The organism is Hymenobacter defluvii (assembly GCF_017589435.1).
Classification (GTDB): Bacteria; Bacteroidota; Bacteroidia; order Cytophagales; family Hymenobacteraceae; genus Hymenobacter; species Hymenobacter profundi.
In genome coordinates, this window is record NZ_JAGETX010000061.1 from 1 (window position 1) to 1,828 (window position 1,828).

General features: G+C 42.6%; 3 protein-coding genes. All 3 read left to right on the forward strand.

Annotated elements, in window-relative coordinates; translation table 11 throughout:
* A partial coding sequence (locus J4D97_RS22825; protein ID WP_208309603.1) for a helicase-related protein occupies positions 1-524 on the forward strand: 524 nt, incomplete at its 5' end.
* Position 525: 1 nt separating this feature from the next.
* A complete protein-coding gene (locus tag J4D97_RS22830; protein WP_208309604.1) occupies positions 526-747 on the forward strand; it encodes a hypothetical protein in 222 nt (73 codons plus the stop codon).
* Positions 748-750: 3 nt separating this feature from the next.
* Positions 751-1,828: AAA family ATPase (locus tag J4D97_RS22835; RefSeq protein ID WP_208309605.1), on the forward strand; the 1,078-nt coding region annotated here is incomplete at its 3' end.

Below are 1,828 nucleotides of genomic sequence, written 5' to 3' on the forward strand. Positions count from 1 at the left end.
ATATTAATGAGGATGCATTTCCTGAACTTGATGAAGAGGATAGGATTATTGATTACTACTCCACCATTGTGCGGCAATACAGTCCGGAGACGATGACAACCCAATATACTAGCGATTCCAAGGATAAGGACTTTGTATTAAAGCAGTTCGAGCAAGGAAATATTGACATACTCTTGTCAATGAAGTGCCTAGATGAAGGAGTAGATATTCCCCGGACGGAGCAAGCAATCTTTTGCTCTAGCACTGGCAACCCCCGTCAGTTCATTCAGCGCCGAGGGCGCATACTGCGCCAACATCCGCAGAAAAGCTTTGCCTACATATACGACTTAGTGGTGATACCCCGCACTGACCCAACGAGTGCTACTTTTGATTTGGAACGCAATTTGGCCCGCAAAGAGCTTGAACGGGTTGTGCACTTTTCCTATATGGCACTCAACAAATACGAAGCTATAGAAAGGTTCAGGGAAATTTGCGAATATTATGGCTTGTCCTTAGATACTATCAACGAAGAATTGAACAATTAAAATGCTTCAACTTGAAATAATTCGATCTTTCCTAAAAGATCCAAAGATTCAGCAAAAGTATGGTATCACTGCTACTGAAGTGGAAAGCCTGACGATGACTAGCCAGCATCAATCACCTTTTATCGACGTTGTTCGTCGAATGGTAAAGGAAGTGGAAGATGAGTCTTCCGTAACCGTAGCCGCCGCGCAACTAAATCTACTCCTTGAAAAGAAATTGAAGTAGTTTATGCTTATTAAAAATATACAAATTAGCAACTTCCTGTGCTACTACGGTGAAAATCGTTTCGATTTTGTCGAAGGGCTAAATATTGTTTTGGGGGCAAATGGATATGGAAAGTCAAAATTGTACGATGCCTTCCAATGGATATTTCATAATGGCATTACCGACAGTTCTCCTCAAGCGGCGGGATTAAGAAGCACTCGCTTAGCTAAAGGAGAACTTATATCGGAGAAAGCACAAGCCGAGTGTGCACAAGAATCGACCGTTAAAGCCAAGGTTGCCCTAGAGGTAGTAGACAATCGAGGCAAAGGCTACCAATTGGTCAGAAGCTATATTATCCGTCGAGGGCAAGATAAGTGGCACTATCCCGACGACAGTGCTTTTGAAATATTATCCAGGGAGGTAACTCATTTTAAGCCGGTACCGGATAGTCAGCACGCGGCCATTCTTGAAGCGCTGATTCCAACAGACGTGCGTCCATACGTGTGGTTTCAAGGAGAGAGAGGGATTAACAACCTGATTGATACTTCCAGCGAGGATTCATTACGACAAGTCATCAAGCGCCTGTCAAACATTGATCGGTGGGATAGCTACATAAAGGTGTCCACTAAGGCGTTTGAATCTGCTCAATCGGCCTTTGATACTGCGTTGAAGAAGTCAAACCGAAATCAGAACAAAATTAATGACTTACAGATTGAGAGAAGCTCACTTGAAAAAGAGGTAAAGCAACTCACGGAGTATATTGACCAAATATCAAACAACCTTAATGCTGCTTCTGTAAAACATGAAGCTTTTAAAGTTGGAATTGAGTACGCTGAAAAAATCAAAGAGCTAGAGAATACTCTGAAAAGCCAAAAGGCACATTATGAAAGTGTATCTAGAAAGTTAGATGCGCAAACAGACGGTTTAACGGAAAACCTTTTTACCAATTATTGGGCACTGCTCGGCACTGCTAACTGGACTGACTTATTTGAGGAAAAAATTGGTGCTTACAACCAGCAAGTTGCCGAGCAAAAGGCACTAGAAAACATCAGCAGGAAGATTGAGGAACGCATTCAAACGCGCTTGCCTCAAGGTATACCTG